We start from the raw sequence: 18,869 nt of genomic DNA on the forward strand, positions 1-18,869 counted from the left end.
GTAATCTATACGCCAGTCATTAATTGTCAACATAAAAAACATTGCAAGCTTTACATATGAATAAAAAACATACAGATTTGATCGATTTTGATAAAAAACATGTTTGGCATCCCTACACATCGATGTCTAATCCACTGCCTTCCTATTTAGTTGAATCGGCGAAAGGCGTCTATATAAAGCTCGCCACAGGTGAAGAACTTGTTGATGGCATGTCGTCGTGGTGGTCAGTATTGCATGGCTATAACCATCCAAAGTTAAATCAAGCACTTATTGAACAGACGCAAAAAATGGCACATGTTATGTTTGGAGGTTTAACGCATGAACCGGCCATTAATTTGTGTAAGAAGCTCATAGATATTACGCCAGAGCCGTTACAAAAGGTTTTTTTATCTGACTCTGGCTCTGTATCGGTAGAAGTTGCCATTAAAATGTCATTACAGTACTGGCACAGTCAAGGCAAAAGTGAAAAACACAAATTGTTGACCGTTAAAAATGGCTACCATGGTGACACTTTTGCTGCGATGTCGGTGTGCGACCCTGTTAATGGCATGCACCAGATTTTTGAAAGTGTCTTAATGAAAAATATTTTCGCTCCCGCGCCACAAAGCGACTTTTATCAGCCATGGGACAACACTGAGTTAGCGACTTTAACAGCCTTGTTTGCACAACACCATAACGACATTGCTGCCTTTATTATTGAGCCTATTGTCCAAGGTGCTGGAGGTATGCGCTTTTATCATCCTCAGTATTTAAAGGCCTGCCGAGCATTATGCACCCAATATCAGGTGTTATTTATTGTTGATGAAATTGCTACCGGTTTAGGTCGAACAGGAAAAATGTTTGCTTGTCATTGGGCGGATATAAGTCCTGACATTATGTGTTTAGGGAAAACCCTGACCGGCGGTTATATGACCCTTGCCGCTACATTATGTACACAAGAAATTGCAAAAACCATCAGTGATGGAGAAGCCGGATGTTTTATGCACGGCCCAACGTTTATGGCTAACCCTCTAGCTTGTGCGGTAGCAAATGCAAGTCTAGATCTTTTGGCAACAGGAGAATGGCAACAGCAAGTGAGTTTTATAGAAGATTATTTAACGCGACATTTATTAGCGTTAAATCAACACTCAAGAGTAAAAAATGCCCGGGTATTAGGCGGTATAGGTGTGGTTGAAACAAAGGTCGCGGTTAATATGGCAAAGATACAAAAAAGATTTGTTGAATTGGGTGTCTGGATCAGACCGTTTGGTAAACTTATTTACATTATGCCGCCATTTATTAGTGACGAACGAGCGTTAGCGACACTTGTTAAGGCGATAAGCACGGTACTCGATGAACAGCAGTGCTTTGAAGATTGAGCTAAACTTATTTGCTGCTAGTTAAAACGGCGTAAAAGTTATTAATAATTTTACGCCAAGTTAAGCTTCACTAATATATAGATGACCCAAGCAACCGTTATCGTCAGTAACAAGACGATATTAAAGTGCTTACTGTCTTGTTTTCTTCTCGTGCGATAATGATCAACAATTAAACAAAGGTAACTACAGAGTGCACTTACCCAAAGTACGATATATAAATAACCGGTTAATGGCGTTAGCCAAAATTGCCTTATTTCAATATCTCTAAAGCGCAATAAACCATAATCTTGCTCTGGTGCCGCATAATAAGACATAACAATAGCAAAAATGAATAATATCCAGCCGCTTAATGCCAAAGTTCGGCTTAATATGATCCAAAAATCTGTTGAATGTCGCCTGTTTTTTAATCCCAATATCATTGATTCAAACCCTCTAAAGTCAATATTACTGTTTTTTGTTTTTATATAGACCGGATCAGCAACTTTTACTTGTTAAACACCGCAGTAAAGGTAACATATCACACCTTAAAGTTAGTGCAAATAAATTCAGTATTCTACACTGGGTCTCTGCATCGACAAAATCTATGACAATAATTAAACAAAGAAAAGAGGTTGATAATGTCAGTTATCTCAATCACTGATGTACTTGCTGGTAAGTACCCAGTAAGTGAAGCAGTTACAGTACACGGATGGATCCGCACACGCCGTGATTCTAAAGCAGGTATTTCATTCCTAGCGGTTCATGATGGATCATGTTTTGATGCTATTCAAGCTATCGCACCAAGTGATCTCGATAATTATCAATCAGAAATATTAAAATTAACTACGGGTGCTTCTGTAAAGGTCACCGGTATTTTGGTTGAATCTCCGGGCCAAGGACAATCCTTTGAAATTCAGGCGACTAAGGTAGAAATACTTGGTTTGGTTGATGACCCTGATACCTATCCTATGGCAGCTAAACGTCACAGTATTGAATTTTTACGTGAACAAGCCCATCTTCGTGCTCGTACTAATATGGGTGGAGCTGTTGCTCGTGTTCGTAATACGTTAGCACAAGCGGTTCATCGTTTTTTACACAGTAAAGGTTACTTTTGGATCAGCACGCCGTTAATTACCGGCTCAGATTGTGAAGGCGCTGGCGAAATGTTCCGTGTTAGTACACTTGATATGGAAAACTTACCTCGCACCGATAAAGGTAATGTTGACTACGCTAAAGATTTTTTTGGTAAAGAAACGTTCTTAACCGTTTCAGGTCAATTGAACGTAGAGACTTACGCGTGTGCCCTTTCAAAGGTTTATACTTTTGGACCGACCTTCCGTGCTGAAAACTCTAACACAACACGTCATCTTGCAGAATTTTGGATGATTGAACCAGAAATCGCTTTTGCTGATTTGTCTGATGCTGCTGACCTAGCAGAAGAAATGTTGAAATATGTTTTCCAAGCTGTGCTTGATGAACGTAGTGATGACATGAATTTCTTCCAACAGCGCATTGATAAAACAGTTATTGACCGTATGAATTCTGTTATTAATAATGATTTTGTCCGTTTAGATTACACTGACGCTATTACGATATTAGAAAATTGTGATAAGAAATTTGAAAATAAAGTGGCTTGGGGTGTTGATCTTAACTCAGAGCACGAGCGTTACTTAGCCGAAGAACATTTTAATGGCCCAGTAGTGTTACAAAATTACCCGAAAGATATTAAATCATTTTATATGCGCTTAAATGATGATGGCAAAACCGTTGCTGCTATGGATATATTAGCGCCAGGCATTGGCGAAATCATTGGTGGCAGTCAACGTGAAGAACGTCTTGACGTCCTTGACGCACGATTAGCAGAAATGAATTTAAATCAAGATGATTACAGTTGGTATCGCGACTTACGTCGTTACGGCACTGTTCCTCATTCAGGTTTTGGTTTAGGTTTTGAACGTTTAGTCGCTTATGCAACCGGTATGCAAAACGTTCGTGACGTAATTCCTTTCCCAAGAACGCCAAACAACGCCGCGTTCTAACGATAGAAGACGATTTTAATAAAAAACCTCTTAATTGAGGTTTTTTTATTAGTGAAATACCGAGATTACTTAATCAGCTCTTTGACCATAAAATATTTACAGCCCGTTTTTGGGTAATTTTCTTGTACCCATTTCGTTTGATAACCCTGCTTTTTATAGAATGGCATAGCTTGAAAGTTCAGGGTATCGAGCATACTTAATGTGCATCCCCTTGCCATTGCGGCTGTTTCAAGTTGCGTTAATATGTTAACACCAATATTCTTACCTCTAAGTGACTCGTCGACCCAAAGCGTATTAATTAATAGCCAATTACCAAAGGTGCGTGCTGATGAACCGGCAATAATATTACCGAGTTCATCCTTTATTTGAATAGCTAATGGCTTTCGTTCACTTACTTCCCAATGAGCCCAATTGAATTCGGCGATCTTTTTATCTAAAAAATCGATTAGTGCCGGTTCAGGCGCATCTAAAATTTCAATATTCATCCACTACCCTTAGCTTTATAAATACGACACGTGAGACGCTATGGTTTTAGCGGGTTTAATAGGTCGCTGGTTTTCCGCTGTACCTATGTAAATAAAGCCAACGATATCATTGTTTTGGTCAATAGCTAAGTCGCGTTTTACTGCAGGATCATAGCTAAAATCTCCGGTTCGCCACACGGCACCATAACCTAAACTAAAGGCAGCCATTTGCATTGCATGAGCGCAACAACCTGCTGCTATGGCTTGTTCACTTTTTGGAACTTTGTCGTGCGCTTGATATTGTGTGCTAACAACAATAATTAACGGTGCACGATACGGCATGTTTTTAGCTTTTTGTATTTTGGCTTCAGTAAACTGCTGAGCTGTTGCTGCTTGCTCAAATATCTGGCTTAATTTATCTAAACCTTGTTCTTTGATAACGGTAAAAAACCAGGGTGATAAACATCCGTGATCGGGTACGCGCATTCCAGCATTCAATATAAACTCAAGATCACTAGCAACAGGCGCTGGTGCGATTAACCTAGGATTAGATTGTCGTTGTAATAATAATTCTTTGGCATCCATTAATTATACAGACTCTTTGGTAATTTCAATACTGTGGATTATATACCCGTTCTTATTCAAAGTGCACGCTGATAGCTCAATCTTGCTTGAATACCGACATAGATAATAATCAATAGGGGAAACCAACCGACCTTAAAAAATTAAAGCGGCAGTAAATAAGAGAAAATGTTCACCAATAACACATTTATTTACTAATCAGACTACATAAATGATCAATAATTAAGTAGCATAGCCAGTAATTACCATTACATACTTACCGTGCCGGATATTATGACAGAACCCACATCGTTAGCTAACGCTCCAGTAAAGCAAAGTGCTTTAAAACGAGTAACTTTAAAATTTTTTAGTTTATTAAATTCATTTAGAAAAATAATTGTAAATCTTGTTTTTTTTATGGTGTTATTTTTATTTATCGCGGCACTAGGGAGTGACGAAGACAAGATTGTTATACCTAACAATACTGCCTTAGTGTTGAATATCACCGGTGATATCGTTGAGCAAAAGCATGCGATTGACCCCATGGATGCTTTGATCTCGGAAGCCTTAGAAGAAAAAGAAAAAAACCCAGAAGTTTTACTTAGCGACTTATTAAATGTCATTGAAAGAGCAAAAAATGACAGTCGTATAGAAATGATTGTATTACAGCTTCAAGGCCTTAACAGCACTGGTTTAAGTAAATTACAAGACATTGCCCAAGCTTTAGAGACATTTAAAGCCGCCGGTAAAAAAATAATTGCTGTTGGTGACCAATATTCACAAGACCAATATTACTTAGCAAGCTCAGCTAATGAAGTATGGCTCAATCCTCGTGGTTGGTTATTACTTGATGGTTATGGCCGTTATCAACTTTATTTTAAATCAGCATTAGATAAACTTGCTATTAGCCAACATATATTTAGAGTCGGTACTTATAAATCTGCTGTTGAACCCTATATGCGAGACGATATGTCTGCGGCAGCAAAAGAAGCCAACAAGCTATGGTTGAGTGATTTATGGTTACAATATAAAACTGATGTTGCAGGCAATAGAAAGTTTTCGATTGATAATTTTGATGAAAACGCTGATGTGTTAGTGGCAAAGCTTGAGCAAGCTGATGGCAATATTGCACAATATGCTTTAGATAACTTATGGGTTGACGCATTAAAAAATCGTCAAGAGATGAAGCTGTCTTTGATAAAACTTGTAGGAAAAAATGCTGCAGGTGATAGTTATAATCATATTAGTTTTAAACATTATTTGTCGGCCACTAAGCCTATGTATCCAATGGTTAATCCAAATACCGATAAAGTCGCCGTTATTGTTGCTAAGGGGACTATTTTAGATGGTCACCAAAAACCAGGAACCATTGGCGGGGATAGTACCGCATCACTATTAAGAGAAGCACGTTTAAACCATAATGTGAAAGCGGTAGTTCTTCGTGTCGATAGCCCCGGTGGAAGTGCTTATGCCTCTGAAATTATTCGTCAAGAAATTGAACTGATCAAGTTAGCAGGAAAACCTGTTGTTGCTTCAATGGGCACTTATGCTGCCTCTGGTGGTTATTGGATATCGGCACCTGCTGATAAAATAATAGCTTCTCCTGCGACCATTACTGGCTCAATTGGTATTTATGGATTTTTCATGACTTTTGAGAATTCATTAAGCAAACTTGGCGTCTATACTGATGGTGTTGGTACCACGGATATAGCAGGATTTGGTGTAACACGACCACTGACTGATGGTATGGCAAGAGTCTTTCAATTAAATATTAATAGAGGCTATCAAGACTTCATTAGCCTTGTTGCTGAAAACAGAAATATGAGCCTTGAGCAAGTAGATAGTATAGCCCAAGGGCGTGTATGGTCTGGTGTAAAAGCAAAAGAGTTAGGGCTTGTGGATGAGTTAGGCAACTTAACGACCGCTATTAATGCTGCAGCAGAATTAGCCGAGTTAGCAACGTTTGAAACCTTATTGATTGAAATAGAAAAAACACCAAAAGATCTTTTCCTACAAGGATTATTAGGGCAAGCGACTAGCTTCTTTCCTGAAACTCAAATAGTAACTTTAAGTAATACTGATAAATTATTTTTAGAAATGAAAGCACAACTGTCTCACCTAAACCTACTTAACGATCCGCAAGGGGTTTACTCCTTATGTATGGCGTGTGAAATTAATTAGCCCGCTGTGACTTAAGCCGCTTTGTTATATTCACATGGACGTGAATAAAGAATAGGGTTTGGTAAGCGCACGTGATTATCAGTAAAAACGACAAGACAGTAATAATTCTAAGGTAAAAGTATGAAAAAACGCATTTATATCGCCTACACTGGCGGTACAATCGGCATGAAAAATAGTGGTGAAGGTTGTGTTCCGGTAAAAGGACATTTAACCGAGTCTATCAATGGTACGCCTGACTTTCATCGACAAGAGATGCCTGAGTTTACGATTAATGAATATTCACCATTAATTGATTCATCTAATATGACGCCGCAGGATTGGCAACGTATTGCCGATGATATAAAAGCTAATTACGATAATTACGATGGCTTTGTTGTTCTTCATGGTACAGATACCATGGCTTATACCAGCTCTGCGCTTTCGTTTATGTTTGAAAACCTATCTAAACCTGTCATTGTCACCGGCTCACAAATTCCATTAAGCCAATTACGCTCTGACGGACAAGTAAATTTATTAAATTCACTTTATATTGCGGCAAACTACCCCATTAATGAAGTGGGCTTATATTTTAATAATAAATTATACCGGGGTAATCGTTGCATTAAAGCTTACGCTGATGGCTTTAATGCTTTTGATTCACCCAATATGTCGCCACTTTTGGAGGCTGGAATTAATATCAAACTCCTTGAAGGTAAACTCAACGTTGCCCGTCCTGAACCATTCTCGGTTGCACAAATAACCCCTCAACCGATAGGTGTTGTGCATTTGTATCCAGGGATCTCTAGTGAGTTAGTCGCCAATATTATCAAGCAACCGGTAAAAGCCTTAATTATTCGCAGTTATGGTGTTGGTAATGCGCCACAAGATGAACAGCTACTTGCTTGTTTAACACAAGCTTATCATCAAGGGATTGTAGTGGTAAATTGTAGCCAATGTATAAAAGGAACTGTCAATATGGAAGGTTATGCAACGGGTGTCGCATTAAGTAAATGTGGTGTTGTTGGCGGCGGTGATATGACGTTAGAAGCAACATTGACTAAGTTACATTATTTACTTAGCAAAGAATTATCTCAAGCTGAAATTTGTCGTCTCTTACAAGAAAATTTACGTGGTGAACTCACTATTCATTAAAACCTTATGGTGTGGCTGCTGTGATTAAGAGACATAACAGCCTCATTTACTGTATTTTATAACCTGGCTGTATTATCGAATCGCCCGTGAGCGTCTGGCTAAATGCATCTAACAAATGATCCTTGGTTTACGTAAATTACTTCAAAACAATTTTGGAGAAATTTATGGGAACTATACGCAGCCAAGATCAATGGCAAAACATTTTCAAAGAACAAGAAAACAGTGGCTCAACCATTGTTGGTTTTTGTCGGCAACATCAAATACCCACTGCAACATTTTACGCTTATCGCAAAAAGTTAGGCGTAAACCAAAGTGCTTTTATTCAAGCAAAAATAACGCAACAAGTTGAAGTTTTTTCCAGCCCTGAGCCAATGTCCTTAAACGTTGGTAATATATCTTTGAGCTTACCCAGTACAACTCCTGCCTCTTATTTAGCGCAGTTATTACGTGAGTTGATGTGATGAACATATTTTATGATGCACCCGAGGTGTTCATTCATCCTCAGTTTGTTGATTTTAGAAAATCTATTAATGGCTTAGTGGGCATTGTTGAAGCTGAACTCGCTCGTGATGCATATACCGGCACCTTATTTGTCTTTTGTAACAAAGCCAAAGATAAACTAAAAATTCTTTATTGGGATAAAACAGGGTTTGCTCTTTGGTACAAACGCTTAGAAAAACAAAAATTCAAATGGCCAACTAAGCTATCGAGCCAGGAATTTGAATTAACATCTCAACAACTGAGCTGGTTATTATCTGGATATGACGTACTCGGCCATGAGCCATTGCACTATCAATCAATGATCTAAAAGTTCCTTTTTTCAGTCAACGATCGTGTACGTAAGCCCTTATGCTATTTGCGTTACAAAGGTGATTGGTTGTGTTTAAATTGCTAAACTGAGTTGATGAAAATTGATATTAACTCACTCACTAATGATCCAGAGCAACTCAAGAGAATGCTTTTTGAGTTGCAGCAAGCATTAGTCGCCAAAGATAAAATAATCACCTAACAAACCATCCAAATTAATCAGTTTATTGAACGCTATGAAATAGCCAAACGCAAACAGTTTGGTAAAAGCTCAGAGCAATTCCCCGGTGCGGGTGAAACCTTCAATGAAGCCGAAGAAATCATCGATGAGGCTGATAAAGCGTTATTAGCCGAGACCGATAATAACAAAAGCATTTCCATTAAAAGTAGTCCGAAGCGCAAGCCGCTACCTAAAAGCTTACCTCGAAAAGTGGTGACGATAGATTTATCACTTAACGAGCAAGTGTGTGATTGTTGCCAAGGCTCGCTGCATAAAATGGGCGAAACCCGCAGTGAGAAACTCGAATTTGTGCCTGCGCATATCAAAGTGATTGAAACTATTCGTCCCAAATACACCTGTAAGCAATGCGAACAAACGGGAACAGGCAATCAGGTGAAGATTGCTCCTATGCCTGCCACACCTATTCCAAAAGGTATTGCGACGTCGAGTTTGCTCAGTCAAATCATCAGCGCGAAATATCAATACGGATTACCCCTCTACCGACAAGAAAAGATGTTCAATGAGTATGGTATTAAGCTGAGTCGAAAAACCATGTCAGATTGGGTCATTCGGTGTAGTGAGCTACTTAGCCCACTGTATGATGAATTAAAAACCAAGCTGCTTAGTCAGCCTGTGATACATGCTGATGAGACCCCCTTAAAAGTTATCAAAGCCGAAAGAGCCAGTAGCTACATGTGGGTGTATTGTTGCGGTAGCGATACCGAACGAAACAAGGACGTGAAAAATATTGTTTTATATGATTATCACAATTCACGCGCCGCGGCTTGTGTGGTTGATTATCTTGATGGCTATGAGGGTTACCTGCAAGTTGATGGTTATGCGGCGTATGGAAAAACTGAGGCCATATTGGCTGGCTGTATGGCGCATGCGCGTCGCAAATTCATTGATGCTAAAACAGGTCAAGGAAAAAACAAAACTGGCAAAGCTGATGTTGCTTTAAACCTAATGGGTAAACTCTACGGCATTGAAACAAGTTTGAAAGGCAAAACGGCTGAAGAAAAATATCGAGTGAGGCAAGAAAAATCCAAAATCATCATTGATAAGCTTCATGGTTGGGTTATCGACAATAAAGATAAAGTACCACCGAAAAGCAAATTGGGGGAAGCGATGACTTATTGGTGTAATCAAGCGCATAAGCTCACCACCTACTTAAAAGATGGTCGTATAAACATTGATAATAATCGTGCTGAGCGAGCAGTAAAACCGTTTGTTATTGGCCGAAAGAACTGGTTATTCTCCAATACGCCTCGGGGTGCAACGGCTAGTGCAATACTCTATAGCATTATTGAAAGCGCAAGAGCCAATGGCTTGCTGGTCGATAACTATTTACAAATCTGTTTAGAGGAACTTGCTAAGAAGCCGGAAACCCATACTCATCTACTGCCTTGGAACTTCAAGCAAGGCTAGATGCATTTCCCCAGACGCTTACAATCGCCCTATCCCGATTTTACAAATAAAACTAGACTAATCAATCGCTTAATATTGAGTTCTTATTTTTATTTAACCATGTAATGGAAAAAACCTTAAAATTATTAGTTACGCGTTACTGTATTTCAAGGTGAATTTAAGGTTAAATAATAGCGTAGCAACCTTTTATGCCCTTCGATAAATTTAATCAGATCAGTTAACACCAGAGATTAAAAAGCCACTAAATTAATCAGTGGCTTTAGCTTATTGTAAACTGTATTTATTGAAATAAACTCACGAAAAATTAACAGTAAATAGTTTTAACTCTGGCAAGTAATGGCAAGTCAGTTGTAGACAACCCTCCTAATTTTAACCATTCAACAAGTGATTTAGTTAAGTCGATAGGTTGTCCAGACAGCATTTGATTTTGTAATAATGTAACTTGTACTTGCATCCGCTCGGCTTTAAATTCAGCAGGAGATTCCTTACTTGCTAAGATTTCGAGCTCAAGTGTTTTGTTACTTCTGTCAATCTGCTTACTGTTTTGGTAACACTCTTGTAAACGTTTCTGCCAAATATTGGGTAAATCTACTAATATTTCAGAAAATTTCTCGGAGGTTTCTGGTTTATCAGTCGCTAAACTTTCTAAGCAACCGAAAACTAATTGCCAAGTCTTAGCCTTTTTATTTTCAGTCATTTGCACAAGTTGTTGAGTGATTTGTGTAAGTAATTTTTCAGCTAAGGTCACGGCGCTTTTTATTACTGGCCGCTGGCTGATAATATTTGCGCGTAATTCATCAATACTTGCTTGTAAACTTAATAATGCTGTTTCTGATATACCCGCAACTATTTGTTGCTGGTAGCTTTCTAATTGCTGTGATAATTCAATTTGTTGATTTTCACGGTTTGATTGTTCAAGCAACTTAGCTGCATCACGCTTTAAAAATAGCTGGTCATTAACTTTTCTAAATTTTTGCCAAAGTTGATTTTCTTCACGTTGGCCACTGTAGCCAATGGCTTGCCATTGTGTTTGCAATTTTTTAACACTTTCAATCGCCGAAAAAACGTCATCGTCATTTAATGCTTGAGTAACTTGCTCGATAAGTAAATTTTTACTGTCGCTATTACGCTGATGATAATTTCTTAATTCAGCTTTTACAGGCTGTAAGCTTGCCGTAAACGATTGGCTAAGTAACTGAAACTTAGTTTTATCAACTTGACCAGAGTTTTGCCATTGCTGTATTAATTTATTGAGTGTTGCATCGGTAAACTTCCAGTCGATGGTTTCACTATCAATACCTTCATTAAGCTTTGTAGAAAAGTCATCGGCAAAGCTTTGAGCTTTACTGATAAGTTGGTGGCGAGATTCAAGGTGCAGTTCACGCAATTTTTCTTGTTCTGCATAAAATAACCGACATGGAGCAAAAGCTTGTTCGCAAAGTGCGTTGAATTGATAATTTAACTCTTTTTCAATCGATTCTTCAGCATGTCCAAGTGAATTCCACGTAACACGAAATTGTTTAACTTTCGCTGCTTGCTCATTGGGGTTATCAATTGGTTGATTAACGAGTAACTGAATATCAGCAAGTAGTTGATGTTTTCTTGGCGTAGCAATAGATTGTTCTAAATCACTTAACTCGGCAATCTTATCTGCTATGTCATCAAAGTCACGTTGAACACGTGACTTTTGATCATCAGATAAACCGTCAAAATGTTTTTTAGCCTTTTTGAAAACACCAAAAGCGGCATTGTACTTACCCGTCATTATTAAGCGTTTTACGTCAGCAATTTTTTTCTGACATTGTGATAAGAGTAGGCCTTGTTCTTTAATTAATGATTTAAGACCTTGCTGCCATTGTTGTCTAATTTCTTTAAAAGCATCAACAATCGATTGTGGTAATACCCCTGCCGCTTTTTGTTCAACCGTTTTCCATTCTTGTAGCCATTGATCAAACAAAGGTTTACGAAGGTTTAACTCCTCAATATTTTTAGGTAAAGCAACTTGTGATATTTTTGAAATTAAATGTGTTGCGTCACTCACCGATTGTGCAATCTCTGGTAATTGAGCTAATTTTTTTACCTGGGCTTTTACCAGAGTAATAAAGTGCGCTTGTTCTTTACTATTTAATATTGAAGACGTTATTTCTCCGCGTAATAGTTCAAGTTGATCATGATACTGGGATTCATCAAGGTCACCGCTTTCAAAAATTGTCGTGGTAAGCTTTTTACTCATTTCATTAAGCACGCTGTTAAAGTGTTCGTTAGCTGCCTGTTTGTCTGCTACTAATTTATCAGCAATAATTTCTTGTTGATGAGCTTCATGTAACGGAGAGAAATGTTTAATCAATTGATTATTAATAACGTTATACTTGTCAGTAAAGTTTTCAGCTTCTGCTTTAGATAGACAAGAAAAATCTTGGAAATAACTTTGCCACTGTGATTCTAATTCAGTTTGCTTTTCTTTTAGTTGCAGATAATCATTTACCTCTTTTAAAGCGAGTAACTTTGCTAAAACTAACTGAACACCTTTTTTAATTTTATCGGGTTGTTCTGCCAACTCATTTAAGTGTTGTAATTGGTGCTCAATATTAATTTTTATTATTTCATTACACGACTTTTTCAGTAATTTATCTAACACATCAATAGGTAAGGCTTGTTGAAGTAAATGGCTTTGTACAACTTCATCTTGCTTATGGGTAAATATTGAAAGGGTTAACGACGGCTTATTAATTTTTTCAAATAAAGCGATAACAACATCGGCTTGTGTTTCATTTTGCAACCATAGCTCTAGAGAGGGTAACTTATCATTGCTTTTCAATAAGATTAATTTATCTTGATTACTGATGGTGATGTCGTGCTGACCGAGCAGAATTTTTTCTACTTGCTTAAGACAATATTCACGGACTTTTTTATTATCGTTGTCGATACTGTTTTTATGCCAAACGCTAAAGTCAGCCATTTTAATAAGGGCGGCGCGACGCACTAATTCGTTAGCGTCTGTTTGTACAAGGTTTGTTAATATAACTAAGTCGTCAGGATTACTAAGCGATAAATCTTCACTGATTGCTGTTAACCGAACATTGTGTTCTTTACTTTGCCATTTTGCTTTGAAAAATTTAGAAAAAATCATAAATCGGAAAACCTTGCAATATTATTGTCTGGGTTGTTTTTAAGATCAGCGAACTCGCTTTTCAACTGGCGTTTAGTTTTATCTACGATAAGACCATCTGCGCCAACGCTTAAGATTTCATCTGAATTTAAATGTCTTGATTGATAAGCCATGGTAATTTGTAGAGCTGATGTTTTTTGTGCCGTATCAACTATAGTTCCCTCTGGCCATTTACCCGTTTCAGCGGCACACTTTAAGCGCAAGTACATTTCTTCTGACATATCGTCTACTAATGAAATAATATCCATTGTTATATTTACAGCCTTTGTTTCTTAATTTTTACGAGAAAAGTTAATGTTAATTTCGGTATTTAAGCATCAGTAAACGAATGCGGGTTGCAATATACCAAATAAAGCCAACCACCGCTGTACCAATACTGATAAAATATTGCCATGTGCCCTGCTGTGCATCTTGCCAATACAAAAACAGGAAACCGCCACAAAAAAGCAACATCGCGATAAAGGAATGGTTTATCAGGTTTTGTGATTGATTTATTTTGCTCAATTTCTTCATTGATGCTATTTGATTGGCATCAACTTTGGTTAAATCTATTTCACAATGAGAGCAAGATTTCGCTTTGTCAGATATCTTTTTCTTACAGTTTGGGCAATTAATTACAGCCATAGGAAGATAACGCTCCATAAAATGATTAGTGTTAATATTCTACCTAAATTTAAGCAAAAAAAAACGTCCTATTAGACGTTTTTTAAAGTAATTGTGTTTTTATTGTAAATTATTAAAAGTAAATCAATTATAAACAAAATTACTTGTTTTTATTAAAACGATCTTCCCAGAATTTAGCTTTTTCAATACCAAGCTTTTTAGGGTCAAAGGTAAATTTTGTTACCCCTAATTTTTGCTGACGTTCATAATCTTTTAGCGCTTTAATAGCGGGTTTAGCCATAAAGAAAATGGCAATAAGTGCAAAGATATTCAACCATGCCATTAACCCAACACCAATATCACCAAGACTCCAAGCAGCACTCGGTTCTGCAACAGTACCATAAAAGACTGCTGACATTAGAACCACTTTAAGGAAAAACCTAAGTACCGGCATTTTAATGGTTTTATTAATATAAGAAACATTATTTTCCGCAATAAAGTAATAAGCTAATACTGTGGTAAAGGCAAAGAAAAACAAAGCAATTGCAATAAAGGGTTTACCGAAACCGGTTAAAACACTATCGACCGCAATTTGCGTAAAAGCAGGGCCACTAATAACAACGTCACTGGCTAAGTTGCTAACAACAAAACTAGTCGCGCCTTCAGGCATAACATTGTACGACTGTGTGATTAAGATCATAAAGGCGGTGGCAGAACAAACAAACAAAGTATCTATATATACAGAGAAAGCTTGTACTAATCCTTGTTGCGCTGGATGTTCAACTTCTGCAGCCGCCGCCGCATGTGGCCCAGTACCTTGTCCCGCTTCATTTGAATAGACTCCGCGTTTAACACCCCAACCAATCGCTGCGCCAAAACCCGCCATTGGCGTAAAAGCATCGGTAACAATTAACATAAAAACACCAGGTAATTGATCAATATGTAATGCAATGATAGTACAGGCAATAATAATGTAAGCCAGCGCCATAAAAGGCACCACAATTTGGGTGAAGTTTGCAATACGCTTAACACCACCAAAAATGATAAAACCAAGTAATAAAACAATAAATACCGCGGTATATACTTTAGTTAAAGGTAAGTCGCCCATAAAAGAGCTGACTGAACCACCGGCGCCAAACACATTGACCATTGCATCACCGATGCCGTTTGATTGCACAACAGGTAATAAAACACCACAAGCAAGAATAGTTGATAAGGCAAAAATCCAAGCATACCATTTTTGACCTAAGGCTTTTTCAATGTAATAAGCTGGGCCACCACGGTACTGGCCATCTTCTTCTTCTTTATAAATTTGAGCATTGGTTGATTCGATATAAGCCGTTGCTGCACCTAAAAAGGCAACCACCCACATCCAAAATACCGCGCCAGGTCCACCAAAACCGATAGCGGCGGCAACCCCTGCAATATTACCGGTACCAACACGACCAGATAAAGAAACAGCTAATGCTTGAAAAGATGAGATACCTTTATCTGAGCTTTTACCCGATAGCAATAAGCGAAACATTTCTCTGAAATGACGTACTTGTGCAAAACGCGTTAAGACGGAGAAGAAAACCCCGGTTCCTAAACAGAGATAAATTAAGTATGGGCTCCAAATATAGCCGTTAATGGTATTTACAATTGCTTCCACATGACACTCCAGATTTATTATTATTATTATTTAATTTGTTGTTCGACATTTGAGAACCGCTAACCATTTAAGCGCAACGTGATATAGCACTTAAATGATCATCGATTTTTAATTTTTAATTTTTAATTTTTAATTTTTAATTTTTAATTTTTAGATAGGATTAGCGCAAATCATCGACAACATGATAAATAGCCGTTAAGAAATCACGACCAAATAAGCTACTGCGTGTATCTGACCAACCGACACTTCTGTCTGGCAATAAATCATTATCTTTAAAAGGCATTTCTACGGTATAAGACAAACATTTGAAGTTATTACCAACCCAATTAGCACCCACTGTTAAGTTAGCTTGGCCGGGCTCATCTTTATCATAGCCTTTGTCATCTTGAAACTCGGGGGTTACGGCAAGTAAAATGGCTTTGAATTTTTCTTCTAACGCTTGATGTTTAGCATCATACCCAGGTATGCCTTCACAGCCAGCAACAAAGTTAAACGGTAAAGCTTCATCGCCATGAATATCAAGAAACATGTCAACACCGGTAGCTAACATTTTTTCACGTACTAAGAATACTTCAGGGCTACGCGCCATTGAAGGCTCCGCCCATTCGCGATTTAAATTAGTGCCGACAGCATTTGTTCTTAAATGTCCTCGAACTGAACCGTCTGGATTCATATTAGGGATTAAATAAAACACTGAACTGTCTAGAAGTGAGCGAGCTACACCATCATCTTCGTCGAGTAAACGGTCTATAAATCCTTCCATAAACCATTCGGCCATACTTTCGCCCGGATGTTGGCGAGCAGTAACCCAAATAACTTTCTTGTTTGGGCCTTCTTCTCCGACTTTCAGTACTGAAACATCGCGGCCATCGAGAGTTTGTCCTAAGACTTGCAACTGACAATCAATATCTAACTGCGCTTGATGCAGTAAATCTTGATGACGTTCGTAGCTATAAGGAGCAAAATAAGCAAAATAAACCGAATCGTATTCTGGGGTTAACGTAATACTCAGTTTTTCTCCATCAAATTCAGTTGGTACACGAAACCAGTGTTCACGGTCGTAAGAAGCAACCGCTTGATAATCGGTCCAACCTTCGGTGTAAGCAGAAGTACCGGCATTCATTAAATGAAGCGTATGTTCACAACGGTCGGTATTATTAAGTTTAAAATGAAACCACTGATAAAAATCAGATTGGTTGTCTTTAACAATTTCAAGTTGGATATTATCGGCTTGGCTTGCGTCAAGAACGCGGATATTTCCACTATCAAAGTTTGAGGTGATTTGCATGACAGGATCTGCTATTTTTATTATGAATAGCCACAGTGTACACAAACAATGAAAAGATCAGAAGTAATATGCGTTAAAGTGTTCTAAGAAATAGCCCTATTTCAGAAGAATAGCCCATAGATTTTGCAATAACGGTATTTTTATCATCAATGACATAATAACTTGGATAAGCTTCTATCTTGTATTGATGCTTAATTTGCTCTGTGCCCAATACAATCGGGAAAGTTAATTGATGTTGACTAGAAAATTCAAAGACCTCTTTTTTATCGACATAATCTAACGCAATGGCGATAACATTTATTTGTTGGTTCTTTTCATATGTGTCTTGTAAATTACTGATACTGACATGGCATATTTGACACCAAGGCGCAAAAAAATAAACAACCGTAGTTTTCTTAAAGTTGGCGAGTTCAATGGTTTTACCATCAAGCGTTTTAAGTGCAACAGCTTGTTGGCTTATCTGCTCTCCCGTGGATAACATATCTGATTCTTTGAACATTGTCAGTGCTTGAAAGATAGCGAAAAACACTACAGCTTGAATAAATAAACTCTTCAAAAAACTCACCTTTATAACTAATGTAATAACTAATCGTTATATTTATAGACCCGATCATCAGATTAAAAAATTCACATTAAAACAAAAAAAATCCAATATCTAGATATTGGATTTTTATTACTATCAACAAAGGGCTATTACCGATTTGCGTTAACCGATTTGCGTTAAGCCATTCATGTATGGTTGTAATGCTGTAGGAATTTTCACACTACCATCTGCTTGTTGGTAATTTTCTAAAATCGCGACTAATGTGCGACCAACCGCTAAACCAGAGCCATTTAAGGTGTGTAATAATTCAGGTCTTTTCGTTTCTGTGCTTCTAAAGCGTGCTTGCATACGGCGAGCTTGAAAGTCGCCCATGTTAGAACATGAAGAAATTTCACGGTAAGTATTTTGTGCGGGTAACCATACTTCGATATCGAATGTTTTAGTGGCACTAAAACCAATATCACCGGTACATAAAATAACAGTACGGTAAGGTAATTCTAATCTCTCAAGAATTTTTTCAGCATGACCCGTTAGAGCTTCTAACGCGGTAAATGAATCTTCAGGCTTAACAATCTGCACCATTTCAACTTTATCAAACTGATGCTGGCGAATTAAACCGCGAATATCACGACCGCCTGAACCAGCTTCACTTCTAAAACATGGGGTATGTGCACACATTTTGATTGGTAATTCGGTTTCTTCAACAATTTCATTTCTTAATAAATTCGTTAAAGGGACTTCAGCCGTTGGGATCAAAGAGAATTTTTTATTACTTAAATCCGTATGAAATAAATCTTCACCAAATTTAGGTAACTGTCCCGTACCGTAAAGTGAGTCTTGATTGACTAAATAAGGTACGTACATTTCTTGATAACCGTGCTCTTCGGTATGAACATCAAGCATTAACTGTGCAAGTGCACGGTGCATTTTAGCTATTTGACCACGCAAAACGGCAAAACGTGTCCCGGCTAGCTTAGCACCACTTTCGAAATCTAAGCCATTACCAATACCAGCACCAACATCAACATGATCTTTAACTTCGAAATCAAAGATTCGTGGTGTTCCCCAGCGTTTAATTTCAACATTGTCATCTTCACTTGCCCCGTCTGGGACTGAATGATCAATTAAGTTTGGCACCGCCGACAGAATATCGTCAATTTTGGCGAGTACGTCATCTTGTTCAGTTTTTGCCGCATCAAGATCAGCGCCTAATTGACTCACCTCAGCTAATAATGGCTGAATATCTTCTCCACGCGCTTTCGCTTGGCCAATAGATTTTGAACGGGTATTGCGTTGGTTTTGTAATTCTTGAGTTTTAATTTGAAAAGCTTTTCGTTGCTCTTCTAAATCGATTAATAACGCAGTATCTAAAGAAAAGCCACGTTTCGCTAATTGTGCCGCAGTGGCTTCGATATCATTTCTAAATAATTTTGGATCAAGCATTTT

General features: G+C 37.9%; 16 protein-coding genes and 1 pseudogene. 7 read left to right on the plus strand and 10 right to left on the minus strand.

The window, feature by feature from the left end:
• Positions 1-56 precede the first annotated feature (56 nt).
• Complete coding sequence (bioA, locus tag ESZ26_RS14045; protein ID WP_146800102.1) at positions 57-1,358, plus strand: adenosylmethionine--8-amino-7-oxononanoate transaminase; 1,302 nt, start codon at positions 57-59, stop codon at positions 1,356-1,358.
• Positions 1,359-1,408: 50 nt separating this feature from the next.
• On the opposite strand, the gene ESZ26_RS14050 is transcribed toward bioA, so the two are convergent.
• A complete protein-coding gene (locus ESZ26_RS14050; RefSeq protein WP_146800103.1) occupies positions 1,409-1,777 on the minus strand; it encodes a hypothetical protein in 369 nt (122 codons plus the stop codon).
• A 198-nt stretch (positions 1,778-1,975) separates the two neighbouring features.
• On the opposite strand from ESZ26_RS14050, the gene asnS reads away from it, so the two are divergent.
• A complete protein-coding gene (gene asnS / locus ESZ26_RS14055) occupies positions 1,976-3,376 on the plus strand; it encodes an asparagine--tRNA ligase (RefSeq protein WP_070373551.1) in 1,401 nt (466 codons plus the stop codon).
• A gap of 65 nt (positions 3,377-3,441) precedes the next feature.
• Here asnS and ESZ26_RS14060 read toward each other — a convergent pair whose 3' ends face one another.
• Together ESZ26_RS14060 and ESZ26_RS14065 are read right to left on the minus strand one after the other, a co-directional pair.
• Positions 3,442-3,861, minus strand: a complete 420-nt coding sequence (locus tag ESZ26_RS14060) for a GNAT family N-acetyltransferase (RefSeq protein WP_146800104.1) — start codon at positions 3,859-3,861, stop codon at positions 3,442-3,444.
• A gap of 15 nt (positions 3,862-3,876) precedes the next feature.
• The gene (locus ESZ26_RS14065; protein ID WP_146800105.1) at positions 3,877-4,425 is read right to left on the minus strand and encodes an NAD(P)H nitroreductase; all 549 of its coding nucleotides are present in this window, start codon (positions 4,423-4,425) and stop codon (positions 3,877-3,879) included.
• Between the two features lie 270 nt (positions 4,426-4,695).
• Here ESZ26_RS14065 and sppA point away from each other — a divergent pair, with 270 nt between their 5' ends.
• From sppA to tnpC, 5 genes and pseudogenes are all read left to right on the plus strand, one after another.
• Positions 4,696-6,582 (plus strand): signal peptide peptidase SppA, encoded by a 1,887-nt coding sequence (gene sppA, locus ESZ26_RS14070; protein ID WP_146800106.1) that lies wholly within the window; start codon positions 4,696-4,698, stop codon positions 6,580-6,582.
• A gap of 120 nt (positions 6,583-6,702) precedes the next feature.
• A complete protein-coding gene (ansA, locus tag ESZ26_RS14075; RefSeq protein ID WP_146800107.1) occupies positions 6,703-7,713 on the plus strand; it encodes an asparaginase in 1,011 nt (336 codons plus the stop codon).
• A 164-nt stretch (positions 7,714-7,877) separates the two neighbouring features.
• Positions 7,878-8,174: an IS66 family insertion sequence element accessory protein TnpA gene (gene tnpA / locus ESZ26_RS14080; protein WP_146800108.1), complete on the plus strand. Its 297-nt coding sequence runs from the start codon at positions 7,878-7,880 to the stop codon at positions 8,172-8,174.
• Positions 8,174-8,521: an IS66 family insertion sequence element accessory protein TnpB gene (gene tnpB, locus ESZ26_RS14085; protein ID WP_146800109.1), complete on the plus strand. Its 348-nt coding sequence runs from the start codon at positions 8,174-8,176 to the stop codon at positions 8,519-8,521. Before tnpA ends, tnpB begins: the two co-directional genes overlap by 1 nt.
• A gap of 210 nt (positions 8,522-8,731) precedes the next feature.
• A pseudogene (gene tnpC / locus ESZ26_RS14090) lies at positions 8,732-10,168 on the plus strand (IS66 family transposase); the annotation flags it as partial.
• 304 nt (positions 10,169-10,472) lie between these two features.
• Here tnpC and ESZ26_RS14095 read toward each other — a convergent pair.
• The 7 genes from ESZ26_RS14095 to serS form a co-directional block, all read right to left on the minus strand.
• Positions 10,473-13,298, minus strand: coding sequence for a DUF349 domain-containing protein (locus tag ESZ26_RS14095; RefSeq protein ID WP_146800110.1), 2,826 nt, complete (start codon positions 13,296-13,298; stop codon positions 10,473-10,475).
• Positions 13,295-13,585 carry a YeaC family protein gene (locus ESZ26_RS14100; protein ID WP_146800111.1) on the minus strand — a complete coding sequence of 97 codons (291 nt, stop codon included), beginning with the start codon at positions 13,583-13,585 and terminating at the stop codon, positions 13,295-13,297. The genes ESZ26_RS14095 and ESZ26_RS14100 overlap by 4 nt, the downstream gene beginning before the upstream one ends.
• A 49-nt stretch (positions 13,586-13,634) precedes the next feature.
• Positions 13,635-13,961 carry a zinc ribbon domain-containing protein gene (locus ESZ26_RS14105; protein ID WP_146800112.1) on the minus strand — a complete coding sequence of 109 codons (327 nt, stop codon included), beginning with the start codon at positions 13,959-13,961 and terminating at the stop codon, positions 13,635-13,637.
• Positions 13,962-14,100: 139 nt separating this feature from the next.
• Positions 14,101-15,591 carry an alanine/glycine:cation symporter family protein gene (locus tag ESZ26_RS14110; protein WP_146800113.1) on the minus strand — a complete coding sequence of 497 codons (1,491 nt, stop codon included), beginning with the start codon at positions 15,589-15,591 and terminating at the stop codon, positions 14,101-14,103.
• 160 nt (positions 15,592-15,751) lie between these two features.
• Positions 15,752-16,879 carry a M14 family metallopeptidase gene (locus ESZ26_RS14115; RefSeq protein WP_146800114.1) on the minus strand — a complete coding sequence of 376 codons (1,128 nt, stop codon included), beginning with the start codon at positions 16,877-16,879 and terminating at the stop codon, positions 15,752-15,754.
• Between the two features lie 73 nt (positions 16,880-16,952).
• The gene (locus ESZ26_RS14120; protein WP_223271703.1) at positions 16,953-17,444 is read right to left on the minus strand and encodes a TlpA family protein disulfide reductase; all 492 of its coding nucleotides are present in this window, start codon (positions 17,442-17,444) and stop codon (positions 16,953-16,955) included.
• Between the two features lie 141 nt (positions 17,445-17,585).
• The gene (gene serS, locus ESZ26_RS14125; protein ID WP_146800115.1) at positions 17,586-18,866 is read right to left on the minus strand and encodes a serine--tRNA ligase; all 1,281 of its coding nucleotides are present in this window, start codon (positions 18,864-18,866) and stop codon (positions 17,586-17,588) included.
• Between the last annotated feature and the right edge of the window lie 3 nt (positions 18,867-18,869).

It is taken from the genome of Colwellia hornerae (assembly GCF_007954355.1).
Taxonomy (GTDB): domain Bacteria; phylum Pseudomonadota; class Gammaproteobacteria; order Enterobacterales; family Alteromonadaceae; genus Colwellia_A; species Colwellia_A hornerae.

What these genes read in the sequence shown, in the direction of transcription:
- ESZ26_RS14065 (WP_146800105.1), bottom strand. Translation starts at nt 4,425, where the DNA reads ATGGATGCCAAAGAATTATTATTACAACGACAATCTAATCCTAGGTTA.
- serS (WP_146800115.1), bottom strand. Translation starts at nt 18,866, where the DNA reads ATGCTTGATCCAAAATTATTTAGAAATGATATCGAAGCCACTGCGGCA.
- ESZ26_RS14115 (WP_146800114.1), bottom strand. Translation starts at nt 16,879, where the DNA reads ATGCAAATCACCTCAAACTTTGATAGTGGAAATATCCGCGTTCTTGAC.
- ESZ26_RS14105 (WP_146800112.1), bottom strand. Translation starts at nt 13,961, where the DNA reads ATGGCTGTAATTAATTGCCCAAACTGTAAGAAAAAGATATCTGACAAA.
- asnS (WP_070373551.1), top strand. Translation starts at nt 1,976, where the DNA reads ATGTCAGTTATCTCAATCACTGATGTACTTGCTGGTAAGTACCCAGTA.
- ESZ26_RS14060 (WP_146800104.1), bottom strand. Translation starts at nt 3,861, where the DNA reads ATGAATATTGAAATTTTAGATGCGCCTGAACCGGCACTAATCGATTTT.
- ESZ26_RS14050 (WP_146800103.1), bottom strand. Translation starts at nt 1,777, where the DNA reads ATGATATTGGGATTAAAAAACAGGCGACATTCAACAGATTTTTGGATC.
- ESZ26_RS14095 (WP_146800110.1), bottom strand. Translation starts at nt 13,298, where the DNA reads ATGATTTTTTCTAAATTTTTCAAAGCAAAATGGCAAAGTAAAGAACAC.
- sppA (WP_146800106.1), top strand. Translation starts at nt 4,696, where the DNA reads ATGACAGAACCCACATCGTTAGCTAACGCTCCAGTAAAGCAAAGTGCT.
- tnpA (WP_146800108.1), top strand. Translation starts at nt 7,878, where the DNA reads ATGGGAACTATACGCAGCCAAGATCAATGGCAAAACATTTTCAAAGAA.
- bioA (WP_146800102.1), top strand. Translation starts at nt 57, where the DNA reads ATGAATAAAAAACATACAGATTTGATCGATTTTGATAAAAAACATGTT.
- ansA (WP_146800107.1), top strand. Translation starts at nt 6,703, where the DNA reads ATGAAAAAACGCATTTATATCGCCTACACTGGCGGTACAATCGGCATG.
- ESZ26_RS14100 (WP_146800111.1), bottom strand. Translation starts at nt 13,585, where the DNA reads ATGGATATTATTTCATTAGTAGACGATATGTCAGAAGAAATGTACTTG.
- tnpB (WP_146800109.1), top strand. Translation starts at nt 8,174, where the DNA reads ATGAACATATTTTATGATGCACCCGAGGTGTTCATTCATCCTCAGTTT.